The sequence below is a fragment of the Kitasatospora sp. NPDC088134 genome, from assembly GCF_044741705.1.
Taxonomy (GTDB): domain Bacteria; phylum Actinomycetota; class Actinomycetes; order Streptomycetales; family Streptomycetaceae; genus Kitasatospora.
The window spans coordinates 649,297-672,323 of the sequence record NZ_JBIUTD010000001.1 but is presented as its reverse complement, the minus strand read 5'-3'; the positions used below and the strand labels follow the sequence as shown (position 1 = coordinate 672,323).

The following is a 23,027-nucleotide window of genomic DNA, read 5'->3' as shown; positions in this document are numbered from 1 at the left end:
GACCCCCTCCGGGCGGGCCGGTCGACGGCCTGTCAGCGCCGGTTGCCCGGGCGGGTGGTGCGGCCGGACGGGCGGGTGCGGGGGGCGGGCATCCGGTGCAGGCCGGCCGCGGCGCGGTGGAGGCGGTGGCGGGTGCCGTCCGCGGTCGGGCGGGTGGCGAGCGCGGTGTCGACCGTCCGCTCGACCTCCTCGATCAGGTCGGCCCACTGGCCGATGCTGCGCCGGCGCCACGGCGGCTCGCGCCGAATCCGGTCGAACTCGGCCCGGGCCAGGGCGAGTTGCAGGTGCGCCCGGGGCGCGGCGAGGGCCGAGGCGGGGCGCGGGCGCCCCGGGCCGAGGGTCAGCGCGGCCTGCTCGACGGCACCCGCCAGGCGGCGGGCCAGCACCAGTTGTCGGGTCCGGCCGCCGAACAGCTCGCAGGCCAGCACCGAGGCCAGGCAGCCGATCGCGCAGTTCGCCAGGATCGGGCCGAGCAGCGGCAGCGCCGGGTCCCCGGCGAGTTCGGTGGCCATCAGCACCACCGTCGCCAGCGCCGAGGTCTGGTACAGGTAGCCCGTCCCGGCCAGCGCCGGGATCAGCCCCGCCGCCACCGCCAGCACCCCCACCCGTACCCACGCCGATCCGGTGGACGCCAGTACCAGCCCGCTCACCAGCGCCGCCAGCGCCGTCCCGGCGAATCGTTCCAGCGCCCGCCCCGTGACCGGCCCGACGTCCGGACGGCAGACGAAGGTCACGTTCAGCAGCGCCCAGTACGGGTGCGGCAGGTGCAGGTACGCCGCCGCCGCACCGGCCAGCAGCAGGGCCAGGCCGACCCGCAGCCCCGCCAGCCAGGACCGCGGGTCCGCCAGTACCGCCCGCACCACCGGCCACTGTCGCACCGCCCGCCGGCGCAGCCGCTCCGCCGCCGTCCCGCGCGACCGGGGCACCCCCGGGGCGACCGCCGCCCGCGCGGCCCGCACCAGCCGCGCCTCGAACGCGCACCCCGCCACCGGCCAGTCCGACCGGTCCGGCCGGTCCGGCCCGGGCGTCCTGCCGCGCGTGAGCGCGGCCGCCTCTGCGCGCAGCCGCGCGGGCAGCGCCGGATCGACCGGCAGGCCGCGCGACCCGGCGGCCGAGGCCAGTTCGGACAGCAGCAGCAGGCCCGGCAGGTGACGGCCCAGCAGCGTGCTGCCGCCGACCGCGACGGTGCGCCGGGCCCGCTCCACCGCCTCGTGCAGGACCCGCCGCCGGGCCGCCCCCGCCGGGCCGGTCACCTCCAGCGCCTCCGCGCAGCCCGTCAGGCACTGGGCCAGCAGCGCCCGTTCGGGACGGTCGCCGCGCAGCGGCCGCCCGGCCAGCGCCAGCGCCACCACGGCCAGCGCGCCGGACAGCAGCAGCGCCGGAGCGTGCCAGAGCGGTCCGGGCAGCGGCACGTCGAGCACCAGCTCGGCGTCCATCAGCAGGATCATCGCGGTCAGCGAGCCCTCCGGCCCGAGGCAGGACAGCACGCCCGCGACCACCCCGAGCGCGGGCAGCACCCACCCCGCCGCCGGCCCGCCCCCCGCCGCCAGCATGGTGAACGCCCCTGCCATGCCCAGCAGTTGAGGGAGCAGCATGGTGACCGCCCGGTGCCGGTACCCGGCGGCCACGTCGGTCAGCACGGCGGAGAGCGCCCCGAGGGCGACCAGCACCCCCTCCAGTGGACGGCCGGTCAGCAGCCCGCCGCCGACCGGCCCGCCGATCGCCAGCAGCGACCGCCAGGCCGCGGTCGGAACGGTGGGCGGCCGCTTGGGCGCACAGGTCTGCCGCACCCACGGGAGCAGCGCGAGGGTCCCGGGCGGGCGGGGCCCGCGTCGAAGTGTTGCCATGCGGCCCATGCAAGAGGAGCCCGCGCCGCGCCCGGCCCGGCGACGCCCCCGCTCTGCGCCGCCTGGCCGTGCGATTTCGCGCCCGCGGGGGAGACCCCGTGACCTCCCGGTATCCCCCGGATGCGCGCCCGGTCGCCTGTCCGGGGGCTGGCCGGGGGCCGGGCGGAGGTCCGGGCGGAGATCCGGGCGGGGTGGGTCAGCGGGTCAGCGGGTCAGCGGGTCAGCGGGTCAGAACAGGCCGTGCCACATCTGCTCCAGCACGACGTTCCACCAGGTGGAGTCCTTGTGGAAGGCGCGCGGGTCGATCGCCGCCAGCTCCTGCTGCAGCGCCGCCACCGCCGCGCCGGCCGCGAACGGGTCGAGACCCGGCAGCGCGGCCCGCGCCGTCACCAGGGCGTCCAGGCCGCGCAGGAAGGAGGCCACCGAGTCGCTCACGTAGCGGCCACTGCCGGTGCGCGGGTGCACGGCCCAGACCGAGCCCGTATCCCGCTCGTCCTCGCCGCCGCAGCGCACGGCGACCACGCACAGGCCATCCGACCCGATCCGGGTCCACCCGGCCAGCACGTCGAGCAGTTGCGGCTCCAACTCCGTTCCGGCGGCGGTCAGCTGGGTGCGCAGATCGGCGAACAGGCCGCCCGGCGGCGGGCCGTCCGGCCGGTCGGCGGTGAAGAACAGCGGCACGTCGGCGGGCAGTCCGGCCCAGGTCAGGGTGGTCCGGGCGGCGGCCGGCAGGGCGCTGGCGGCGATGTCGTCGGCGTCGTACCGGACCACCTCGCCCAGCACCTCCGCGATCCGCCGGCCCAGCGCCACGTCCCGCACCGGCGCCGCCGCCGCGACCTCGCCGGGCTGCGGCGCCGGGACCCGGCGCGGCCGCGGCGGGGGCTGCTGCCCGGCCAGCCGGGCCGTCCGCTCGGCGTGCTCGGCCAGCGCCGCGACGCCCTCGGCACGCTCCTCGGCGAAGATCCCGTAGAGGTGCGAGCAGGAGAACTCCGCGTTCGGGAACGCCCGTTCCACCAGCGCCGCGGTGTACCCGCCCGGCAGGGTGGCCGGCCGCAGGTCGGTGTGCAGCGCCACCACGTTGCCCGCCGGCACGCCGATCCGCGCCAGCTCCGCCGCCACCTGGTACTCCACCGGCGGCAGCCCCGGCCCCGCGGTGCGGTACAGCATCGTCTCCTGCCCGTTCGCCGGGTCCACGTACGTCGCCACCGCCGTGTTGCCCGGCCCCGTGGCGGGCGGGTCCGACCGGTGCGCCCGCTCGGCGTGCTCCGCCTCGTACCCCGCGATCACCTCGTCCACCGGCACCGACGGCCGGACGCTCAGCTCCCCGCTCTCCCGGTCCACCACCCCGCAGGCGTCACCGAGATCGGCCGGGGGCCGCCGCTCACCCGTCACCGGGTCGCGCTCCAACGGCGCCGGCGCGGCCCACACCGCCCAGCCCAGGCCGAACTCCCGGTACCGCACCTCCCGGCGCTCCCCGTCGGCCGCACCGCCGTTCAGCCAGCGGTCGGCCGTGGCGAGGGCCTGTTCCTGGGTGATCACTGCTGCTCCTCCGCTCCTCCGTGCCGGTCAAATCCCGGCCGAGGCTACCCTCCGCCCCCTCCCGCCGGTGCGCCGCCCGGGGTACGGGCGGTGGCGAACTGTCTTGGCCGGATGAGTAGGATCATTTGACTGGTCGTTTAATGTAGCGACTTATCCGTCTGTGCTCGCGCTGTCGCTGTCTTCCGTGCTGTTCGTGCTGTTCGTGCTGTTCGTGCCTTCCGTGTTGTCCGTGCCTTCTGTGCCTTCTGTGTTGTCCGTGCCTTCCGGCCGTCGGTCCCGGTCCTGTCCCGCCGGCCCCGGTGGTCCCGTCAGTTGGGGGAACTGACTCGTGTCGATGATGCTGCCCGACGGACTCGAATGGGTCCTGGAGATGCTCGGCTTCGACTGGCCCAAGGCCGACGAGGACAAGCTCCGCGAGTGCGCCCAGGTCTGGCGCGACTTCGCCGACCAGGTCGACGAGATCAACTACCAGGCCCTGTCCGCCGCGAGCAGCGTCCGCTCGGCCAACCTCGGCGACGACATCGACGCCTTCGGCAAGGCTTTCGACAAGTTCACCACCGGCGGCGACGGCTACCTCGCCGACGCCGCCCAGGCCGCCCGCCTGATCGCCATGGCCTTCGACGCCGCCGCGATGATCGTGGTCGCCTGCAAGATCGCCGTGATCGCCCAACTGGTCATCCTGGCCGCCGAGATCATCGCCGCCCAGGCCGCCGCCCCGTTCACCTTCGGCCTCTCCGAGGTCGGCGCGCTCGGTGCCACCCAGGCCACCAAGATGATCGTCCGGCGCCTCCTCAAGGAACTCCGCGACGCGCTGATCGAAGCCATCATGGAGACCCTCAAGGACCCGATCGTCTCCGCCGTCCAGGGCATGATCAGCGACCTGATCGCCCAGACCGTCAACCAGGGCTTCGGCGCCCAGAACGGCTACGACCTCGGTCGCACCGCCAAGCGCGGCATCGAGGACGGCGTCGACGCCGCCAAGAACTGGCAGGACACCTTCACCGAGAGCCTCCGCGACGGCGTCGGCTCCCGCGCCGGCGGAGCGGTCCGCCACCGCGCGGACAGTGCGGCGGGTCACGGCGACGGCAACGGCGACGGCAACGGCGGCAGCCACGAGAACGGGAACTCCGGCGAGTCCGGCAACTCCGGTACCGGCAACGGCTCCGGAGAGAACGGGAGCGGGAACGGGAGCGGGAACGGGAGCCGCACCGGCGGCAACGAGGGCAGCACGCCGAACGGCGGCGACAGCAGCGGCGGCACCCGGACCGCCCCCAGCCCGTCGTCGACCACCCCCGGCAGCACCAACACCCCCACCCCGCACCCGACTTCACCCACCTCGCAGACCGGCGACACCAGCACCACCACCCGGCCCGACAGCGCCCCGCGCCCCACACCCGCTCCCACCCCCACGGCCGACCACCGCTCCACCGACCAGTCCGACCCTTTCGGCACCCGCCTCACCCCCCAGTCCGACACCACCCCGGCCCCGGCTCCGACCCACACCACCACCCCGACCACCGCCGCCCCGACGCCGGACCAGGCCACCACCCAGCCCCACCCCGACTCCCGCCCGGCCCCGCACGCGCAGACGGACAGCACTCCTGCTTCGGATGCGCCTCCGCAGGGCGGCGCGGTGCCGAACCACGGCGGCGACCCGGCCGGTTCGGACGCGCGCCCCGGTGCGCACCCGCAGGGTGACGCCCCGTCGGGCCAGGCGCCGACCTCCGACCCCCGTCCGGCCCCGCACGCGCAGGCGGACGGTGCTCCGGCCTCCGGTCCGGGTACGCACCCGCAGGGTGGCGGCGTGCCCAACTCGACGCCGCACGGCGACGGTCCGGCCCCGCACGTGCGGAACGACGGCGCCCCGACCCCGACCCCGGGCCCGGATTCCCGCCCGCAGGGTGACGGCCCGTCGGGTCACGCGCCGACTCCCGGTGCGCATCCGGCTCCGCACGCGCAGGCGGACGGTGCTCCGACGCCCGGTCCGGGTGCGCACCCGCAAGGTGACGGCCCGTCGGGTCACACGCCCGCCCCCGACTCCCGTCCGGCTCCGCACGCGCAGGCCGACGGCGTTCCGACGCCCGGCCCGGGCGCGCACCCGCAAGGTGACGGCCCGTCGGGTCACACGCCCGCCCCCGACTCCCGTCCAGCCCCGCACGCGCAGACCGACAGCACTCCTGCTCCGGATGCGCGTCCGCAGGGCGACGGCCCGTCGCACCACACGCCGACCCCCGACTCCCGCCCGGCGCCGCACGCGCAGACGGACGGTGCTCCGGCCCCCGGCCCGGATTCGCGTCCGCAGGGTGGTGGCGTGCCGAACCCGGCTCCGCACCCGGTCGGTGCCGATCCGCGTGGGGACGGGCACAACGCGGCTGCGGACGGACCCCGGCCGGAGGGCGAGTCGCGTGGGCCGGGCCGTCCGGGCGACGAGACGTCAGGTGTCGCGCCCGGTGGGGCCGCTCGTCCCGCTCCGGGCGCGCCGAGCGGTGCGGAGCACACTCGTCCGGCCGCCGCGCCGCAGCACGAGACGCCGGGGGCGCAGCCGCCACCGGTCCCGGGGGTGCCGCACGTGCCCGGCCCGGTGGCCGATCCCTCCCGCCAGAACGCGGAGCACGAGGCGCCCCGGGCCAACGTCCAGACCGCCTCGACCGCCGTCGCGGACGCCCCGCCGACCCGCGCACCCCACCCGGACGTTCCGCCGCAGGGCACGCCCCAGCCGAACCCGACCGCCGGCCCCGTGGCCACCGGTCCGACCGGCATGCCGCCCGTCAACCCGACTGCGGGGCCCATGAGTTCGGCCGCCCCGAGGAGCGACCGGCCCACCGGCAGCCCGCCGCCCGCCGCCACCCACCGCCCCACCGCGGACGCGCCGCGCCCCGACCGCCCGGTCACCCTGGGCCAGCAGCCCACCACCGGCCGCCCGGACCCGCGCACCGCCCCGTGGGGCCGCCAGCCCGCGACCCCCTCCCACCCGGACGCCCCGTCGCGCCCCAACTCCGTCCCCCACCAGCAGCGTTCGGGCGCCCCGTCGCGTTCGGACGCCACTCAGCGCCCCAACGCCGCCCCGGCGCAGCCGCGTTCGGATGCCCCGTCGCGCCCGGACGGTGCCGACCGCACCCCGACCTCGCGCCCGGACTCCACTCAGCGGCCCAACGCCGTTCCGTCCCAGCCGCGTTCGGACGCCCCGTCGCGCCCGGACACCACCCCGCACCCCAACACCGTCCCGGTGCAGCCCCGTTCGGCGGACCACCCGCCGACGGCCCCGAACCGCGACAACCCGACGCACCCGGACCCCCGCTCGACGGACCCGCGTGCCACGGACCCGCACGGGACCGACCCGCACGGCAGCGACCCGCGTCACCCGGACTCCCGTCCCGCCGACTCGACCCCCACCCCGTCCGACTCCGACTCTCCGACCACCCACCGGTCCGAGGACGTCCCGGCGCACGATCCGTCGCAGCCGGCCACGGCCGACCGTCCGTACGGGGAGCCGGGCGGCCTGGTGGAGCCGACGGACCGGGACCGGCAGCGGGTGGAGGAGTCGGTGCCGCGCGGCGCCGACGGGCGTCCGCTGCGGCACCCGGACCCGGGGGGCGACTGGCCGCGTGCGGTCAACGGCGACCCGAACGAGCCGGGGCGGCGCAACAACTGCGTGGATGTCGCGCTGGCGACCGTCGACACCTACTCGGGGCACCCGACCCCGGCGGCGGCCCGGACGCCCGACCACGACGCGGACGGCAACCCGTCCGACCGGGGCGAGCGCAACGGCCGCGACCGGATCGAGAACGCGCTGGGCGCGAAGTTCTCCGACCTGGGCGACGGGCCTGCGGCCTACCGCCGCCTGGAGGACACCCTCCGGCGCAACGGGCACGGCTCGCAGGCGGTGATCATCACCCGCGACGCCGACGGCCGGGCGCACGCCTGGAACGCGGTCAACCACAACGGGAAGATCACCTACATCGACGCCCAGACCGGGCGCCGCTCCGACCAGCCCCTGCACAGCGGCGACCACGGCGTCTTCGCCGTCCCGCTCGGCCCGGACCGCAACCCGGTCACGCCCGACCACCACGCCGACCCGTCCCACCACACCGACCCGGCCCACGACCGCCGCGCTCCGGCCGAGGCCGCCGGCGACAGCAGCAACACGAGTCCGCCGGAGATCAGCGCGGAGCGCCGCGCGGAACTCATGCGGGAACACGTCAGATTGGCGAACGAGGACCCGGACTGGCGGGCCCAGCACTACACCAACCACGAGCCGCCGCAGCGTCTCAGGATCAAGAAGCTGGTCGACGGGGTCGAACTGCCGCACCTGGTGCGGGATGCGGACGGCAACCTGATCTCGGCACACGACCTGCCGAGCGCGCCGGGGGAGAGCAGGTTCAACAAGAAGAGCCTCGACCTGAGCTCCGTCCCGGACGGGAACCTGCCGGCCCTGCACTCGGCCGCGGCCAACCGTCGGGCGTCGGTGGAACTGGGGAATGCCCAGAAGGCGTTCGACAAGGACGAGAGCCCGGAGAACCGGAAGGCGCTCGACGAGGCCCAGGAGAAATTCGACGAGCGGCTCCCGGGGCGCGACAACAACAGCAAGATCTCGGAGGAGTTCGGCCACCAGGCCGCGGTGCTGCACGCCATTCCGCACAGATTCCCGGATGCCGTGCCGATCGATCTCCCGAAGACGCCGAACGGTGCCAACATGTTCGATGGCGTCTACCGGCGTCCGAACGGCGAAATCCTGATCGTCGAGGAGAAGGCGCCGGCGGGCGACCCCGACTGGCGGAAGGGCAAAGCGGACCCGGACCCGGCAGATCCGAGCGACGACGGCGGTGCCGGCGGCCTCCGCGTCCAGCAGGGCACCAGGCCGTACATCCGGACGATCCTCCGGGAGATGTCGCTGCGGGTGGACCCCGATCGGGACCCCAACGACCCGTCCGAGTACGACCCCCACCTCGCCAACGAGATCCGGCAGGCGCTGAAAGACGGAAAGGTACAGTACGTCCTGGTCAAGGTGAACGAGGACGACAACGGCAAATACACCGGCGTGGTTGTCGAGGATTTCCGGATCTGACAGGAGCGAGACGAATGGTGACCCGAATTTCCCGGCACGAGGTGCGGGGAGACCACTCCGAGCGATCCTTGGAGCTGCTGGAGGCGACCGTCGCGGAGATGGTCGCGGGCATGGAGACCTCCGAGGACGACCGGGCCGAGGCGCTCGACTACGCGCTCGGGTTGGCGAAGCGGCGCTGCCTGCTCGACCCGGACGCCGGAACGAACCCGACCTGGCACGCCTGGGTGCTGCCGACCCAGATCGGGGCGGCGCTGTTCGAGTCCGCGACGGCGGAGTCGGGGCCGGTGCGCTGCCGGGTCGGCACGAACGGCGAGGTGCTGGAGCTGCCGGCCACCGGGCCGCAGGACTACCTGAACCCGCTGACCTGGCTGAACGCGTTCTACCTCGCGGTGGTCTGCCGCGAGGAGGAGCGGATCGGCCAACTCATGGCGGTACCGGCCGAGTTCCTGCGTGCGTCCGGCGCCGACATGGACGAGTACGTCTACCAGTGGATCGAGGCGCTGCGGCGCACCTGGGACGGGCAGCAGGGGGTGTGGGACGCGCTGGTCGCCGCGATCGACGGGACGGCGCCGGAGCGCGCCCGGGTGGCGAGCAAGGAAGTGATGCTCAAGCTGCTCTACCCGCCGCTGGAGCTGTTCCAGCTCTACCTGCGCCGCGAGACCGAGGAGTTCAACAAGTCCCTCGCCACGGCCCTGACCTGGCACCAGGAGTACTGGAGCGCCAACGAGGCCCGGGCCCAGAACCCGGAGGGCTTCGTCGCCCTGGCCCCGCTGGCGATGGCCGCGCTCGCCCACGGCGCGGGCATGGCGATCGAGGTCGAGTCCGAATACCTCCCGGAGTGCCTGCTCGACGGCGCCTGGGTCGGCGAGTTCCCCACCCGCTGACCCGGCAGGGCACGCTCTACCTGCGCGTCTGGAAGAACGGAATGTGATGCCCGAGCAGATCGAGCGGCACGAAGTGGCCGGCGTTCCCACCGAGGCGTCACTCGCGGGGCGGGCCGCCGTCGTCGCGGAGCTGGTCGCGGGGATGCCGGACTCCGAGGACGACCGGGCCGACGCCTTGGCCTACGCGCTGGACCTGGCGAAGCGGCGCTGCCAGCTCGACCCCAAGGCCAATCTGTACGAGACCTGGGACTCCTGGGTGCTGGCGATGCAGATCGGCTCCGCGCTGTTCGAGTCCGCGACGGCGGAGTTGGGGCCGGTGCGCTGCCGGGTCGGCACGAACGGCGAGGTGCTGGAGCTGCCGGCCACCGGCCCGCAGGAGTACCTGGACCCCGTGCTGTGGCTGAACGCGTTCTACCTCGCGGTGGTCTGCCGCGAGAAGGAGCGAATCCGTCAACTCCTTTCAGTGCCGGTTGAGTTCCTGCGGGCGTCCGGTGCCGAGATCGACGAGTACGTGTACAGGTGGATCGAGACCCTGCAACTGGCTTGGGAGCGCCGGCCCGAGGCCTGGGACACGTTGGTCGCCGCTATCGAGGGCACGGCGCCGGAGCGCACCGAAATGGCGAGGAAGGAAGTGATGCTCAAGCTGCTCCACCCGCCGCTGGAGCTGTTCCAGCTCTACCTGCACCGTGAGACCGAGGAGTTCAACAAGTCCCTCGCCACCGCGTTGACCTGGCACAAGGAGTACTGGACGGGAAACGAGGCCCGGGCGCTGAAGTCGGAGGGGTTGGTGGCACTCGCCCCGCTGGCGATGGCCTGCCTGGCCTTCGATGCCGACATGCCGATCGACGTCGACTCCGAGTACTTGCCGATCTACCTGCTCAAGGGCGCCTGGATCGGCGAGTTCCCGACCCGGTGACCGTGATGACATGACTGTTTCTTCCAAGGAGAGCCCGGCATGACCACGATCGTCGAACGGCACCTGGTACCTCGGCCTGACGCCGAGGAGTTGGCCGATCGGCTGAGCGGCCGGGTGGCGCGACGGGTCGACCACCTCGAAACGTCCGCGGATCTGATCGACTTGGCGTTCAGCAGTGCGCTTTCGGCGTGGTGGAACCACTGTCTGGCCGATCCGGAAGCGGGGCGGTTGGAGACGTGGAAGGCCACGGTGACGGCACTTCAGGTCGGTTCGGCGCTGTTCGCGGTGACGGGGGTGGAGGAGGGGACGGTCGACTGCTTCATCAACGGCCGGATGCGGTCGATCCCGGCGATGGGGCGGCGGACGTACGCCAACGCGGACAACTGGTTGAGCACGCTCTACTTGGCGATGATCTGCCGCGATCAGGAGCGGATCAAGCGGTTGTGCGAGATCCCGCTGGAGCGGCTGCGGGTACAGGAAGGAGTGTACGACGAGTTCCTGTACACCTGGATCGACGTGCTGCAGACGTACTGGCTGCGCCGTCCGGACCTGCTGGACAAGCTGGAGGTCGCTTTCGCGGCCTCGGACCCGTCGGCCCCGCACATCGCCCCGCCCGAGGTGGTCGACTACCTGCTGTACCCGCCGCTGCACCTGTTCTACCTGCTGCTGCGCAAGCGGGAGGACAAGTTCGGGCCGTCCCTGGTGAAGGCGTTGGAGTTCCACAAGTCGTACTGGACCTCGAACGAGGCCTGGTCGTCCAACACTTCCGCGGCGGTCGCGCTCGGCCCGCTGGCCGTGGCCTGCCACGCCTTCGACGGCAAGGTCCCGCTCGGCGTGGAGTCGCCGTACATCCCGAAGTACCTGCTCAACCACGAGTGGCTGGGCGAGTTCCCGACGTGACGGCCGTGATGCCCGGTCGGCCCGGCGGTGCCCGATAACCATCCGTATCGCCCGGCACGAGGTGCGCGGCGACCGCTCCGAGCGTTCCCTGGAGCCGCTCGAAGCGATCGCCGCGGACCTCGTCGCGGGGATGCCGGATTCCGAGGATGACCGGGCCGAGGCGCTCGACTACGCGCTCGGGTTGGCGAAGCGGCGCTGCCTGCTCGACCCGGACGCCGGAACGAATGCACAGCGGCGACCACGGCGTCTTCGCCGTCCCGCTCGGCCCGGACCGCAACCCGGTCACACCCGACCACCACGCCGACCCGTCCCACGACACCGACCCGTCCCACGACCGCCGCGCCCCGGCCGAGGCCGCCGGCGACAGTACGCATCCGGACCCGAACGCGCCGGACGGTCAACCCGACGCCGACCGGCCGAGGGTGCAGCGCCCCGACTTCATGGGCGACCCGCCGGACATCTACGGCCGGCCCGGTCTCACCAAGGACCAGGTCGAGCAGATCCAGGTCTACCGCGCCAACGAGGAGGCGGGGTACCGGGAGCAGTACTACGACAAGAACGGCCGCCGGCTGCTGCTCGCCACAAAGGACGAGAGCGGGCAGACGCCGCCGCAACTCATGCAGTTGAAACCGGATGCGCCATGGATCAGGGCCAAGGACGCCCCGGAGCCGCCCGAGCCGCACTACCTCGACCCGGACTACGTCCCGATGGGACGGGAGACCGTCACCAGCGATGAGCGGCGAGGCGAACTCGACGGATTCGCGAAGAGGCGCCACGACGCCATCGATTTGGACAATAAAACCAGGAAGTGGCGGGACGAATCCGGCCTGCCCGAAGCACAGACGGCCTACAAGAAGACCCATACCGCGATAGGAGAGGCCACCGAGGCATTCGGGGAAGCGGCGGCCAGGCATCATTACATCGCCGAGAAATACGAGGGATTCACCGATGAGCCGCTGCTCGGTCCGGCGAACGGAAACGACCAGTTCGACCAGGTGTGGACGAATGACGATGGCCGGGTCGTCGTTGTCGAAGCCAAGAGCAGCACCGACACCAAACTCGGCTCGCGGATAGTCGAGGCGAACGGCGAGCGCAACATTGTTTCGCAGGGAAGCAGGGAGTATTTCAACGACATCATCAGGGAGATGACCGAGCGCGGCGAAACCAAGCTTGTGACGAAAATTATTACGGCGCTTCACACGGGAAATCTGGAGTACATCGTTGTGAAGGGCGAGAAGAATAGCGGAAGCTATACTGGCCTGCAGTACCGGCGGTTTGACATCAGTAAGGGGACTCTTCCGTGACCGTGACTGTTGCCCGTCACATCGAACCCGAGCCCAACAGTCAGGCCATCGCCAAGGATCTGGCCGAGCAGGTGGGGACGTTCGTCGACCTCCTGGAGGGGTCGGCGGAGATCATCGACATCCTGTTCGACAATGCTCGGCTGTCGATGAACATGCACTGCCGGGTCGATCCGGAGGCGGCGCGCCTGGAGACGTGGGAGGCCACGGTGACGGCGTTGCAGGTGGGTTCGGCGCTGTTCGCGGTGACGGCGGTGGAGGAGGGGACGGTCGACTGCTTCATCAACGGTCGGATGCGGTCGATCCCGGCGATGGGCCCACGGACGTACGCCGGTGCTCGTAACTGGCTCGATGCGTTCTATCTGGCGATGATCTGCCGTGACCAGGAGCGGGCGCGGAAGTTGTGCGAGATCCCGGTCGAGCGACTTCGGGTCCGGGAGGGGGTGTACGAGTTCCTCTACGCCTGGATCGACGCCCTGCAGAGCTACTGGCTGCAACGGCCGGACCTGCTCGACAAGTTGGAGATCGCTTTCGAAGCGTCCTATCCGGATGCCGCCGACCCGGCGGCCTCGGAGGCAATCAACCTGCTGTTCTATCCGCCGCTGCACCTCTTCTACCAGGTGCTGCGCAAGCGCGAGGAGGAGTTCGGGCCCGCCCTGGTCGAGGCACTCGAATTCCATAAGAGGTTCTGGACGGAGACGGAGAAGCGGGCGACCGACACCAGAGGAGCGGTCGCGCTCGGCCCGCTCGCTGTGGCCTGCCACGCCTTCGACGGCAAGTTCCCGCTCGGCGTGGAGTCGCCGTACATTCCGAAGTACCTGCTCAACCACGAGTGGCTGGGCGAGTTCCCGACGTGACGGTCATGATGCCCCGTCGGCCGGGCGGTGCCCGATGACCGTCCGTATCGCCCGGCACGAGGTGCGCGGTGAACAGTCCGAGCGATCCTTGGAGTTGCTGGAGGCGACCGTCGCGGAGCTGGTCGCGGGGATGCCGGATTCCGAGGACGACCGGGCCGAGGCGCTGGACTACGCGCTGGGGTCGGCGAAGCGGCGCTGCCTGCTCGACCCGGACGGCGGGACGAACCCGACCTGGCACGCCGGGGTGCTGCCGGTCCAGATCGGGGCGGCGCTGTTCGAGTCCGCGACGGCGGAGTCCGGCCCGGTGCGCTGCCGGGTCGGGACGAACGGCGAGGTGCTGGAGCTGCCGGCCACCGGGCCGCAGGAGTACCTGGACCCCGTGCTGTGGCTGAACACGTTCTCCCTCGCGGTGGTGTGCCGCGAGGAGCAGCGCATCCCTCAACTCCTGGGCGTGCCAGTCGAGTTCCTGCGGGCGTCCGGCGCGGAGATCGACGAGTACGTGTACCGGTGGATCGAGGCGCTGCAACTGGCCTGGGAGCGCAGGCCGGAGAGGTGGGACGCGCTGGTCGCCGCGATCGAGGGAACGGCACCGGAGCGCATCCGGGTGGCGAGCAAGGAGGTCATGCTCAAGCTGCTCCACCCGCCGCTGGAACTGTTCCAGCTCTACCTGCGCCGCGAGACCGCAGAGTTCAACAAGTCCCTGGCCACCGCGCTGACTTGGCATCGGGAATACTGGACGGGAAACGAGGCCCGGGCACTGAGGTCGGAGGGCCTGGTGGCACTCGCCCCGCTGGCGATGGCCTGCCTGGCCTTCGATGCGGGGATGCCGATCGAGGTCGAGCCGCCCTACCTGCCGATCTACCTGCCGATCTACCTGCTGAAGGGCGCCTGGGTCGGCGAGTTCCCGACCCGGTGATCCGGGGAGTGCTGTTCGTGGAGGTGCTTGCGTGACCACGTTCGTTGCCGGCCATCTGATGGCCGGGCCCGGGGCCGAGGGGCTCGCGGAGCGGTTGAGCGAGCAGGCGGCGGAGGAGATCGGCGAGCTCGATCTCTCGGCGGAGGAGATCGATTCGGCGTTCGGCAGTGCGTTCTCCGCGTTCTGGGCCCACTGTCTGGTGGATGCGGAGGCGGCGCACCTGCGGACCCGGCGGGCCGCGGTGGTGGCGTCCGAGGTGGGGACGGCGCTGTTCGCGGTGACGGCGGTGGAGGAGGGGACGGTCCAGTGCTTCCTTGACGGCCGGGTACGCGAGATCCCGGCGACGGGGTGGCAGACGTACGCCGACGCGGACAACTGGCTCGACGCGTTCTACCTGGCGCTGATCTGCCGGGACGGGGAGCAGGCGCGATGGCTGTGCGGGATACCGGTGGAGCGGCTGCGGGCGGCGCCGGACGACGGGGACGACGGGTTCACGTACGCCTGGATCGAGGCTCTGCAGGCACACCGACTCCAACGTCCGGACGCTGCAACAGCGTTGGCGGCGGCACGCGAAGCAGCACGCGACGCGGCCGAGCAACTGCAGCGGCCCCTGGTCCGGCTGCTGGCGGAACTGGGCGGTGGCGGCGCGGAGTTCGGGCCGGCCCTGGTCGAGGCGGTGGAGCTGCACCGGGCGTACTGGACCGCGACGGAGGAGCGGGCGGGCCAGCCTGCCGGGGGTCTCGCGCTCGGGGCGCTCGCGCTGGCCTGCTGGGCGTTCGACCTCGGGCACCCGGTCGCGGTCGAGTCGCCGTACCTGCCCGTGCGGTTGATCGACCGCGCGTGGCCGGGCGGGCGGTCGGGGACGTACGATCACTGTTCGACCGGGGACGGCCGGCAGTAGCAGTCAGGTCCGAGGTCGGGGTCAAGGTCAAGTCGGGTGCGGCCCGGTCACGGTGCCGCAGCGGGACGGGGGAGTCCGGATGTCACAGCAGATCGTCGTCGACGAGGCCAACCTGCGCGCGGAGGGCCGGAATCTGGAGTCGGTGGCCGCCGCGTTCCAGCGGATCGCCGACCAGGCGAAGTCGCGGCTGGAGGGGCTGGAGGGCGGCAGCGAGCCGCCGTGGGGCGACGACGACCTCGGCGAGAAGTTCGGCATCGTGTACGAGGGGCTGCGGGACGGCATGCAGGAGTCGATGGACTCGCTGGCCCAGCGCCTCGGCGAGGTCGGCCAGAAGCTCCAGGTCATGGCGGACAACCACGCCGCGAACGAGGCGGACACGGTGAGCCGGATCGGCGCGGTGGGTTCGCGGGCCGACAGCCTGGGCGGCGAGATCCGGACCATGCGCAGGCCCGGCCGCTGAGCGGAGCAGTCGCAGGCACGCACCGGGGCCCGCCTCCCACCGACAGGGGTGCGGGCCCCGGCATGACGGGGCGTCAGAGCGTCCGGCCGAGGAAGTCGCGGATCAGGGCGGCGATCTCGGGGCCGTGCGTCTCCAGCGCGAAGTGGCCGGCGTCCAGCAGGTGGATCTCGGCGTCGGGCAGGTCGCGGGCGAAGGCCGTGGCGCCGGCGGGGCCGAAGATCTCGTCGTGGCGGCCCCAGGCGACCAGGGTCGGCGGGCGGTGGGTGCGGAAGTACTCCTGGAACGCGGGGTACCCGTCGAGGTTGAACTGGTAGTCCCAGAACAGCTGGAGCTGGATCTCCCGGTTGCCGGGGCGGTCGAGCCCGGCCTGGTCGAGGGTCCAGGTGTCGGGGGAGACGCGGTCGAGGCGGTCGGCGGGGACGCCGTGGGTGTACTGCCAGCGGGTGGCCCCGGCGGTGAGCAGTTCCCGGACGGCGGGCTCGTGGGCGGCCCGGTCGGCGGCGTGCGCGAACAGCACGTCCCAGAACGGGGTGAAGCCCTCCAGGTAGGCGTTGCCGCTCTGCGAGATCAGCGCGGTGACCCGCTCGGGGTGCCGGGAGGCGATCCGCAGACCGATCGGCGCGCCGTAGTCCTGGACGTACAGCGCGAACCGGTCGACGCCGAGGGTGTCGAGCAGGGCCAGGGTGTGGTCGGTGAGGTTCTCGAAGCTGTACGCGAACTCCTCGACGGGCGGGGTCGCGGAGCGGCCGAAGCCGAGGTGGTCGGGGGCGATCAGGTGGTAGGAGTCGGCGAGGTCGCGCAGCAGGCCGCGGAACATCGAGGAACTGCTCGGGAAGCCGTGCAGCAGGACCAGGGCGGGGTTGGCCGGGTCGCCGGCCTCCCGGTAGAAGACGGGCAGGCCCTTGACCTCGACGGTGCGGTGCCGGACCTCGACGGGCCCGGAGGCGGTGGCGGGCACGGTGGTGGACACGGTGTTCTCCTTCGGGAACTCCCCGGACACCGGGGACGGGGACGGGGGCGGGACGGGACGGGCGGGGCTCAGCGGGCGTCGATCTTGTCCTGGAGGGCGGTGAGCAGGCCGCGGAGCAGTTCGACGGTGGTCTCGTCGGTCAGGTTGCCGTCGGCGTCGAAGCGCTCGTGGGACCGGAAGACGATCACCTCGGGCTTGACCACCACATCGCTCTCGGTCCACACGAAGACCTGGCGCAGGGCGAGTTGGGCCCGGACGCTGCCGAAGTTGGTGGGGGCGGCGCCGAGGATCGCGGTGGGCTTGCGGTGCAGCGGCAGGCCCTCGGTGCGGGTCCAGTCGGTGCTCAGCCAGTCCAGGGCGTTCTTGAGCACGCCGGGGATCGAGTAGTTGAACTCGGGCGTGGCGATCAGCAGGCCGTCGGCCTCGGAGACCCGGCGGCGCAGGTCCTCGACGATCGCGGGGCGCAGCTCGGGGGTGTCCAGGTCGTAGTCGTACGGGGGGATGTCGCGCAGGCCCTCGTAGATCTCTATCTGCTGGTCGACGGGGGTGAACTTCCGTGCGGCGTGCAGGAGTCGGGTGTTGTGCGAGTCGGCGCGGAGCGAGCCGGAGATGGCGAAGATCTTGGAGCCGGTCATGGCGGGGTCCCCCTGGGGCGAAGTGGTGCGGTGGTGGTTCCGACGCCGAGAAAACTAAACGATTCGGTTCATTTGTGTCAACGGAACGGTTCAGTCTTGACAGTGAACTGTTCCGTCTAGTTCAGTGGGGCCATGACCACCGAAGCCCCCGCCGCTCCTGAGCGCACCGTCGTCCGCACCGTCCGCCCGTTCCACACCTACGAGGGCGCCGGATTCCCGGTCCGCCGGCCCTTCCCGACCGAGCAACTGCCCTTCCTCGACCCGTTCCTGATGGTCGACCAGGTGGGGCCGGTCGAGCTGGCGCCGGGCGAGGCCAAGGGCGCGCCGCCGCACCCGCACCGCGGCTTCGAGACGATCCAGTACGTGATCGCCGGCGACATCGCCAACGCCGACTCGCGCGGCCACCGGGCCGTGGTCCGGGCCGGCGGGGTGCAGTGGCTGACGGCGGGCTCGGGGATCGTCCACGAGGCGCTGCCCACCGAGGAGTTCCTCGCCGCCGGCGGCCTCCAGCACATGCTGCAGATCTGGGTGAACCTGCCCGCCCGGCACAAGTGGACCGCCCCGCGCAGCCAGAACGCCGAGGCGGGCGAACTGCCCGAGGCCGTCACCGCCGACGGCGCCCGGATCACCGTCATCGCCGGCTCCACCCATGGCGTCACCGGCCCGTTCGAGACCCTGACCCCGGTCCTGGTCGCCCATGCCCGGCTGGACGCGGGCGGCCGCGCCGAGTTCACCGCGCCCGCCCACCACAACGCCGCCGTCCACGTCCTCACCGGCCGCGCCACCGTCGGCGGCCCGACCGGTACCGGCGGTACCGGCGGCGGCACCGAACTGCCGGACGGGCACCTCGCGGTGCTCGCCGACGGCGAGCGCTTCACCGTCCGGGCCGAGGACGGGCCCGCCGAGGTGCTGGTGCTGACCGGCGAGCCGATCGGCGAACCGGTCGCCCGCAGCGGCCCGTTCGTGATGAACACCGCCGCCGAACTCCGGCAGGCCCAGCAGGACTTCGCCCGCGGCGCGATGGGCGTCATGCCGCAGTGAGCCCCTACCGGGCCCGCCCGTCCGTCCTCCGCCCCGTCCGTCCTCCGCCCCGTCCGTCCTCCGCCCCGTCCGTCCTCCGCCTCGTGAAGTTCCGCCGAATCCCGTGAACGGAAGTGCTTCCGCCGTGATCGCCCATCAGCTCCTCGCCCCTCGCTCCGCCCTCCCCGCCCGCCGGACCGCCACCACCCCCGCCCCGGCCGCCCCTGCCCCGTCCGGCTCCGCCCCGGTTGCCCCTGCCCCGTCCATCCGTTCCGCCGCCGCCCTGCCCGCCGTCCTGCTCGCGGGGACGGCTGCGGCCGGCATCTCCGGGCCGGGCCTCGCGCTGCCCGCCGTCGCCCGGGTGCTGCAGGTGCCGGTCGGGACGGCGGCCTGGCTGCTGACGGGGTACGGGCTCGGGCTGGTGGTCGGGACGCCGCTGATGTCGGCGCTCGCCCGGCGCGGCGGGCCGGCCCGGATGGTCCGGCTGGGGGCCGTCCTGGTGGCGCTCGGCGCGGCCGTCCTGCTGCTGGCCCCGCCGGTGCTGCCGGCGCTGCTCGCGGGGCGGGCGGTGGAGGCGGTCGGTGCGGCCGGGCTGACCCTGGCGGCGTTCCGGATCGCCGGCCGGGACCGCAGCGGCCGGGCCGCCGGCCGGGTCGCGGTCGGCAACGCGGTGGGCGGCATCGTCGGCCTGTCCGTCGGCGCGTTGGCCGCCCAACTGCTCGACTGGCGGGCCGCGACGGTGCTGCCGCTGCTCGGACTCGCGGTCGTCCCGGCGGCACTGCGGGCAGCCCGGGCGGGGGAGGCGGCCCCGGCCGCGCCCGGGCGGGTGCTGCCGCTCGACCTGCTGCGGGTCCCCGCCTTCCGGCGGGCCGCCGCGTTGATGCTGCTGCTCGCCACCGTCAACTTCGCGCTGGTGTACGGGGTTCCGCGCCGGATCGCGGGGCTGACCGGCTGGGCGCCGCTGCCCACCGCGCTCGCCGTCTCCGGCGCGGCGCTGACCGGCGCGCTGCTCGCCACCCGGGTGGTCCGGCCCGGGCAGCGGCCCGCCGTGCTGGCCGCGGCCTCGCTGGCGGCCGCCGCGGTCGCGGCCCTCGCGCCCTGGGCGGCGCCGGTCGCGGCGGGCTCCCTGGTCAGTGCGCTGGTCACGGCCGGTGGGCAGGGGCGGCTGACGGCGCTCGCCGCCGACACGGTGCCCGCCGAGCGGCGCGGGGCGGCGATCGGACTGTTCAACCTGGCCTTCCCGCTGGGGGTGGCGGCGGGGCCGGTGCTGGCGTCCGTTGTCGACCGAACTGTTCAGTTCATACACTGACGGGGCGATCGGCCCAAGCTGAACCGCAGGACCACCCACCCACCCCGAAGGGATCGCACCATGCCCGCCGCGACCACCCCCGACCCGCTCGACGAGTACGGCATCCCGACCATCCCGGACCCGTCCGAGGCCAGCGCCCGCAAGCGCCGGGCGATCATCGACGCGGCGCTCGCCGAATTCCTCGCCGAGGGCTACTCGGCCGCCTCGATGGACGCCATCACCAAACGCTCCGGCGTCTCCAAGGCCACCGTCTACAAGCACGTCGGCAGCAAGGAGCGCCTCTTCCTCGCCGTCGTCGGCGGCGTCCTCCCCACCACCTACGCCGACCTCGCCCCGGCGGCCGCCACCGTCGCCGCCGCCCCCGACCTGCGCACCGGCCTGATCCGCCACACCGCCGCGCTGGCCCGCATCCTGCTCAGCCCCGGGATCATGTCGCTGCGCCGCCTGGTGATCGGCGAGATCGACCGCTTCCCCCAGCTCGGCGGCCTCTGGTACCGCGTCACCTACGACATGAACAACCGCCCCCTGATCGACCTCCTCACCGACCTCACCGCCCGCGGCGCCCTCGACGTCCCCGACCCCGACCTCGCCGTCCAGCAACTCGTCGCCACCACCGTCGGCATCCCCCAACTCGTCCACACCTTCGCCCCCAGCACCCCCCTCGACCTCCCCGCCCTCGACGCCCAGATCACCGCCGGTGTCGACCTCTTCCTCGCCCGCTACGCCCCCGAGCCCGCCTGACCCAACAACTGGACACCTGATCAACGAACTGAGGTCTCTGCTCGGCGAAAAGCGGCTGATGACGGTCGGAAACTTCTGACCACTCGTTCAAAGTTGCCGAGTGCCACAGACCGCCGGAGGAGACCCCGTGAGCCCCGGGTGTGAGTAGTCGGGGTGCAGGAAATCCCGGTGAGAACGATCATGGTCGGCTGGCCCGGCAGGTGTCGGCGGCCCGTACGGCGGCCGAGCGGTGCCTGTACGACGCGGTGGCCCGGGCGACGTACCGGGCCGATCCCGTGCTCGCGCCGGCCCTGGCGGAGCTGCTGGTGGTGCCAGAGGGCAGGCGGGTCCCGGAGCTGGAGCGGCTGCGTACACCGCCGGTGAGGTCGACGGGCACGGCGATGGTACGGGCGATGGAGCGGGTGGAGGAGATCTCCGCGTTCGCGCTGGGCCGGGTGAACCTGTCGCGGGTGCCGGTGAACCGGCTGTCCGCGCTGGCCCAGTACGGGCAGCTCAGCAAGGCGCAGACGATCGAGCGGGCGCCTGCGCCGCGGCGGACCGCGCTGCTGACGGCGGTGCTGCGGCAGCTGGAGGCGCAAGCGGTGGACGACGCCCTGGACCTGTTCGCGGTGCTGATGGCGAACCGGCTGATCAGCCCCGCCCGCCGGGCGTCGGACCGGGAGCGCCTGGCGATGCTGCCGCAGCTGGAGCAGGCGGCCCGGATCCCGGCGAAGGCGTCGAAGATCCTCACCGAGGAGCTGGACCCGGTTACCGAGCACGAGACGGACCTGGACGTCGCCGCGCTGTGGGCGGCGGTCGAGGAGGCCGTGCCGCGTACGGCGGTAGCCGGCGCGGTGGCGACCGTCGAGACCCTGGTGCCCGAGGACGACGGATCGGCCGAGGCGGCGATGCGCGAGAAGCGGGCCCAGCGCTACAACACCGTGCGCCCGTTCCTGTCCCTGCTGGGCGAGTCGGATGCGCGGGGCGCTGCCCCGGCCGGGCGGCGCACCCGCCTGTCGGGCCGTTCGTTGTGCAACCGGCGGACCGGCGCGGTCCCTCAGGCCGAGAGCGCGTTGAGTGCCCGTACGACGGTGCCGTAGAGGGCCTTGGGGTCGTCCGCGTGCATCCGGATCACGGTGACGTGATGGGGCGCGCCGAGGAACTTCGGTGCGTTGACGGGTTCGCGCAGGTGCAGGGTCAAGGACGTCTGGGAACCGATGGCGAGGTTGATCTCGCCGTCCTTCTTCTCGTGGGTGAACAGGGTCTCTCGACGGATGGTCGTGATCTGGTCGAGGGGAACGAGGATGTCGGTGTGGGCTCCCTGGCGGATGCGCAGGGAGCCGTCGGCGAGCACGTGGGGCCGGGTGATCGAAGCGGCGTGGATGCCGAGGACGAACAGGACGGTGTAGATGTCGACGACGAGCATGACGGCGTGGATGACGGGCCAGTCGGCGAGCAGGAAGGACACTGCAGTGGTTTCGGCGACGCATACGAACGTGAAGCCGTACGTCAGGGCGGCTTGATCGCGGCCGTGGGGGAAGACGGCGTCGGCTCCCTCGACCCCGTGCCGGCGGCGGCCGGCCCAGCGGACCAGACCGGCCATGAGCCGCAGCTCGTGGGTGACGAACCGCAGCACGGCGGCGGGGATCAGGTGCGTGAGCGCGTCCCGCCCGGAGAGGCCGGACCTGCGCAGCCGCAGCCACAGGGTGACCTCGGCGGCGAGCACGGCGATCAGCAGGACCTTCGCGCCCACGATGACCGCGCCCGGCACCGGTACGCCGGCCAGCAGGCAGACGGCGAGGGTGAGTTGAGCGGGAAGGGCGACGGTGCGCAGGGCCCGCGAGGCGGGGCCGCGCGCAGGGACGGCGGGCCGGTCCACGGGCACCGCCTGGGCCTCGGAGGTCGTCATGAGGGTCCTTCCTGCCGCTCGGCGGCCAGCTGTACGGCGTGGCGCAGCGCCGCGGCCTGAGCTGGAGCGAGATCCGCGAGAAGTGCCTCTTCTGCGGTGCCCGGGGCACCGTGCTGGATGTGGGTGACGAGGTCGTCGGGCATGAGTGCGGCCAGTTCCCGCGCGGCGCGGGTCACCAGCGGATCGTCCGGTCTGCTGTCGGCGAGGCGGTCCAGCAGGGCGTAGACCTGTTCCGCGTGGTCCCGCATCCCGGCCAGGCCCGCCAGCAGGGCGGTCCGGGTCTCTGCGGGGAGCACGCTGTCCAGGAAGACCAGATGGTCGCGGTCCTTCGCGGCCATCGGGGAGTCCGGGACCGGCCCCAGGCCCGCCAGAAGCCGAGTGAGCTGCGGCGACAGCAAGACGTCCCCGTCGAGCCGGCCGGTACGCGCCTCGGCCAGCAGCGCACGGAGCCGCATCCTGCGTTCCTGGAGGACCTTCTCCTGGCGGGCGAGATCCTGGTCGAGTTCTTCCAGGACCTCCACCAGATCCCGGCCCCGGTCATCCTGGAGGACGTCCCGGACTTCCTCCAGGGAGAGGCCGAGCTCGGTCAGACGCCTGATCCGGGCGAGCAGGACGGCTTCGCGCAGGCCGTAGTCGCGGTAGCCGTTGCCGAGCCGGACAGGTTCGGGCAGCAGGCCCTGATGGTGGTAATGCCGCACGGCCCGCGGGGTGACCCCGACCAGTGCGGCGATCTCGCCGATTCGCATGAGCTCAGTACAAACCCTGGCGTGGGGGGGGGGGGGGCCCCGGGGGGGGGGGGGGGGGCCCCCCCCGGGGGGGGGGGCGGCCGCGCCCCCCCCCCCCCCCCCCCCCCCCCCCCCCCCCCGCGCGCGGGGCCC

The 23,027-nt window shown here is 73.1% G+C and carries 19 protein-coding genes; 13 read left to right on the top strand and 6 right to left on the bottom strand.

Annotated features, from left to right (window positions below):
• Positions 1–32: 32 nt before the first annotated feature.
• Both ACIOHG_RS02775 and ACIOHG_RS02770 read right to left on the bottom strand, forming a co-directional pair.
• A complete protein-coding gene (locus ACIOHG_RS02775) occupies positions 33–1,847 on the bottom strand; it encodes an FUSC family protein (protein WP_400944529.1) in 1,815 nt (604 codons plus the stop codon).
• 228 nt (positions 1,848–2,075) lie between these two features.
• On the bottom strand, positions 2,076–3,386 hold the full coding sequence (locus tag ACIOHG_RS02770) for an SUKH-4 family immunity protein (RefSeq protein ID WP_400944527.1): 1,311 nt from the start codon (positions 3,384–3,386) through the stop codon (positions 2,076–2,078).
• Positions 3,387–3,720: 334 nt separating this feature from the next.
• On the opposite strand from ACIOHG_RS02770, the gene ACIOHG_RS02765 reads away from it, so the two are divergent.
• The 9 genes from ACIOHG_RS02765 to ACIOHG_RS02725 all read left to right on the top strand — a co-directional run bounded on the left by ACIOHG_RS02765 (position 3,721) and on the right by ACIOHG_RS02725 (position 15,586).
• The gene (locus ACIOHG_RS02765; RefSeq protein WP_400944839.1) at positions 3,721–8,451 is read left to right on the top strand and encodes a toxin glutamine deamidase domain-containing protein; all 4,731 of its coding nucleotides are present in this window, start codon (positions 3,721–3,723) and stop codon (positions 8,449–8,451) included.
• Positions 8,452–8,465: 14 nt separating this feature from the next.
• Positions 8,466–9,335 (top strand): immunity 49 family protein, encoded by an 870-nt coding sequence (locus ACIOHG_RS02760; RefSeq protein WP_400944525.1) that lies wholly within the window; start codon positions 8,466–8,468, stop codon positions 9,333–9,335.
• Between the two features lie 46 nt (positions 9,336–9,381).
• Positions 9,382–10,251, top strand: a complete 870-nt coding sequence (locus tag ACIOHG_RS02755; RefSeq protein ID WP_400944523.1) for an immunity 49 family protein — start codon at positions 9,382–9,384, stop codon at positions 10,249–10,251.
• A gap of 39 nt (positions 10,252–10,290) precedes the next feature.
• On the top strand, positions 10,291–11,151 hold the full coding sequence (locus ACIOHG_RS02750; protein ID WP_400944521.1) for an immunity 49 family protein: 861 nt from the start codon (positions 10,291–10,293) through the stop codon (positions 11,149–11,151).
• Positions 11,152–11,375: 224 nt separating this feature from the next.
• Positions 11,376–12,455, top strand: a complete 1,080-nt coding sequence (locus ACIOHG_RS02745; RefSeq protein ID WP_400944519.1) for a hypothetical protein — start codon at positions 11,376–11,378, stop codon at positions 12,453–12,455.
• A complete protein-coding gene (locus ACIOHG_RS02740) occupies positions 12,452–13,309 on the top strand; it encodes an immunity 49 family protein (RefSeq protein WP_400944517.1) in 858 nt (285 codons plus the stop codon). Before ACIOHG_RS02745 ends, ACIOHG_RS02740 begins: the two co-directional genes overlap by 4 nt.
• A gap of 34 nt (positions 13,310–13,343) precedes the next feature.
• On the top strand, positions 13,344–14,225 hold the full coding sequence (locus ACIOHG_RS02735; RefSeq protein ID WP_400944515.1) for an immunity 49 family protein: 882 nt from the start codon (positions 13,344–13,346) through the stop codon (positions 14,223–14,225).
• Positions 14,226–14,256: 31 nt separating this feature from the next.
• Positions 14,257–15,126, top strand: a complete 870-nt coding sequence (locus ACIOHG_RS02730) for an immunity 49 family protein (RefSeq protein WP_400944513.1) — start codon at positions 14,257–14,259, stop codon at positions 15,124–15,126.
• Positions 15,127–15,205: 79 nt separating this feature from the next.
• Positions 15,206–15,586, top strand: coding sequence for a hypothetical protein (locus tag ACIOHG_RS02725; protein ID WP_400944511.1), 381 nt, complete (start codon positions 15,206–15,208; stop codon positions 15,584–15,586).
• A 73-nt stretch (positions 15,587–15,659) separates the two neighbouring features.
• Here ACIOHG_RS02725 and ACIOHG_RS02720 read toward each other — a convergent pair whose 3' ends face one another.
• Positions 15,660–16,556, bottom strand: a complete 897-nt coding sequence (locus ACIOHG_RS02720) for an alpha/beta fold hydrolase (RefSeq protein WP_400944509.1) — start codon at positions 16,554–16,556, stop codon at positions 15,660–15,662.
• Between the two features lie 68 nt (positions 16,557–16,624).
• Positions 16,625–17,191, bottom strand: a complete 567-nt coding sequence (locus ACIOHG_RS02715) for an NADPH-dependent FMN reductase (protein ID WP_400944507.1) — start codon at positions 17,189–17,191, stop codon at positions 16,625–16,627.
• Between the two features lie 132 nt (positions 17,192–17,323).
• Here ACIOHG_RS02715 and ACIOHG_RS02710 point away from each other — a divergent pair, with 132 nt between their 5' ends.
• The 4 genes from ACIOHG_RS02710 to ACIOHG_RS02695 all read left to right on the top strand — a co-directional run bounded on the left by ACIOHG_RS02710 (position 17,324) and on the right by ACIOHG_RS02695 (position 21,340).
• Positions 17,324–18,232, top strand: a complete 909-nt coding sequence (locus ACIOHG_RS02710) for a pirin family protein (RefSeq protein ID WP_400944505.1) — start codon at positions 17,324–17,326, stop codon at positions 18,230–18,232.
• A 124-nt stretch (positions 18,233–18,356) separates the two neighbouring features.
• Complete coding sequence (locus tag ACIOHG_RS02705; protein WP_400944503.1) at positions 18,357–19,520, top strand: MFS transporter; 1,164 nt, start codon at positions 18,357–18,359, stop codon at positions 19,518–19,520.
• Between the two features lie 60 nt (positions 19,521–19,580).
• Complete coding sequence (locus ACIOHG_RS02700) at positions 19,581–20,261, top strand: TetR/AcrR family transcriptional regulator (protein ID WP_400944501.1); 681 nt, start codon at positions 19,581–19,583, stop codon at positions 20,259–20,261.
• Positions 20,262–20,461: 200 nt separating this feature from the next.
• Positions 20,462–21,340, top strand: coding sequence for a hypothetical protein (locus tag ACIOHG_RS02695; protein WP_400944499.1), 879 nt, complete (start codon positions 20,462–20,464; stop codon positions 21,338–21,340).
• Here the strand turns inward: ACIOHG_RS02695 and ACIOHG_RS02690 are convergent.
• Together ACIOHG_RS02690 and ACIOHG_RS02685 are read right to left on the bottom strand one after the other, a co-directional pair.
• Positions 21,298–22,149 (bottom strand): hypothetical protein, encoded by an 852-nt coding sequence (locus ACIOHG_RS02690; protein WP_400944497.1) that lies wholly within the window; start codon positions 22,147–22,149, stop codon positions 21,298–21,300. The genes ACIOHG_RS02695 and ACIOHG_RS02690 overlap by 43 nt on opposite strands.
• On the bottom strand, positions 22,146–22,895 hold the full coding sequence (locus ACIOHG_RS02685) for a MerR family transcriptional regulator (protein ID WP_400944495.1): 750 nt from the start codon (positions 22,893–22,895) through the stop codon (positions 22,146–22,148). The genes ACIOHG_RS02690 and ACIOHG_RS02685 overlap by 4 nt, the downstream gene beginning before the upstream one ends.
• Positions 22,896–23,027: the final 132 nt, after the last annotated feature.

What these genes read in the sequence shown, in the direction of transcription:
- ACIOHG_RS02775 (WP_400944529.1), bottom strand. Translation starts at nt 1,847, where the DNA reads ATGGCAACACTTCGACGCGGGCCCCGCCCGCCCGGGACCCTCGCGCTG.
- ACIOHG_RS02765 (WP_400944839.1), top strand. Translation starts at nt 3,721, where the DNA reads ATGATGCTGCCCGACGGACTCGAATGGGTCCTGGAGATGCTCGGCTTC.
- ACIOHG_RS02760 (WP_400944525.1), top strand. Translation starts at nt 8,466, where the DNA reads ATGGTGACCCGAATTTCCCGGCACGAGGTGCGGGGAGACCACTCCGAG.
- ACIOHG_RS02755 (WP_400944523.1), top strand. Translation starts at nt 9,382, where the DNA reads ATGCCCGAGCAGATCGAGCGGCACGAAGTGGCCGGCGTTCCCACCGAG.
- ACIOHG_RS02750 (WP_400944521.1), top strand. Translation starts at nt 10,291, where the DNA reads ATGACCACGATCGTCGAACGGCACCTGGTACCTCGGCCTGACGCCGAG.
- ACIOHG_RS02745 (WP_400944519.1), top strand. Translation starts at nt 11,376, where the DNA reads ATGCACAGCGGCGACCACGGCGTCTTCGCCGTCCCGCTCGGCCCGGAC.
- ACIOHG_RS02735 (WP_400944515.1), top strand. Translation starts at nt 13,344, where the DNA reads ATGACCGTCCGTATCGCCCGGCACGAGGTGCGCGGTGAACAGTCCGAG.
- ACIOHG_RS02725 (WP_400944511.1), top strand. Translation starts at nt 15,206, where the DNA reads ATGTCACAGCAGATCGTCGTCGACGAGGCCAACCTGCGCGCGGAGGGC.
- ACIOHG_RS02715 (WP_400944507.1), bottom strand. Translation starts at nt 17,191, where the DNA reads ATGACCGGCTCCAAGATCTTCGCCATCTCCGGCTCGCTCCGCGCCGAC.
- ACIOHG_RS02710 (WP_400944505.1), top strand. Translation starts at nt 17,324, where the DNA reads ATGACCACCGAAGCCCCCGCCGCTCCTGAGCGCACCGTCGTCCGCACC.
- ACIOHG_RS02700 (WP_400944501.1), top strand. Translation starts at nt 19,581, where the DNA reads ATGCCCGCCGCGACCACCCCCGACCCGCTCGACGAGTACGGCATCCCG.
- ACIOHG_RS02690 (WP_400944497.1), bottom strand. Translation starts at nt 22,149, where the DNA reads ATGACGACCTCCGAGGCCCAGGCGGTGCCCGTGGACCGGCCCGCCGTC.
- ACIOHG_RS02685 (WP_400944495.1), bottom strand. Translation starts at nt 22,895, where the DNA reads ATGCGAATCGGCGAGATCGCCGCACTGGTCGGGGTCACCCCGCGGGCC.